This window comes from Rossellomorea aquimaris (genome assembly GCF_001877785.1).
Classification (GTDB): Bacteria; Bacillota; Bacilli; order Bacillales; family Bacillaceae_B; genus Rossellomorea; species Rossellomorea aquimaris_A.
Genome location: NZ_MINN01000122.1, coordinates 1 through 544, shown reverse-complemented (window position 1 = coordinate 544; position 544 = coordinate 1). Strand labels below are relative to the sequence as shown.

At 49.8% G+C, this 544-nt stretch carries 1 protein-coding gene; it reads left to right on the top strand.

Features of this window, described 5'->3' with window-relative positions; translation table 11 throughout:
* Positions 1–181: 181 nt before the first annotated feature.
* Positions 182–544, top strand: a 363-nt coding sequence (locus tag BHE18_RS18335) for an NAD(P)H-hydrate dehydratase (RefSeq protein ID WP_328585900.1), incomplete at its 3' end; no start/stop codon positions are given.

Genomic DNA, 544 nt, shown 5'->3' with positions numbered 1-544 from the left:
TCGTTAAGTGATGGCGTTGTAATTGGGCGTAGCAGGTAGTAGTAGGTATCGTGGGCTCGAGGATGTATATTGGGGGATGTGTTGTGTAGATAAACACGCATTGGGTTGTATGCATGGCTGGATTAGTGATGAAATCTTTACATTGTAGAGTAAGATTTTGTCATCTGTTTTTTTTTTCGCGTTGACTAGCGGCGTCGGGAAACTGGAAATCGGCACATATCGGGAAACGATCCAAAGCATTGCTCACGCAGTACCGGAAGCGACTTACGTGCCGGATGCGCTGGCACAGATCGCTAATGGCAGCCATTCGCTCGCATCGTACAAAGCCATTGCTTGCGGTCCTGGAACAGCACCCGATGCTTTGACCGAAGCGGCGATTGACAGATTACTGAGGGCTCCACATCCTCTTATACTAGATGCAGGTGCATTGAGTGCGCGCAGCTATGCCAAAAGAAGCGCTCCGCTCATCTTGACACCGCACGCCGGCGAATTCAGCCGGATCTCTGGTTATTCTATAGAACAGATTACTGAATCTCCTGGAGCC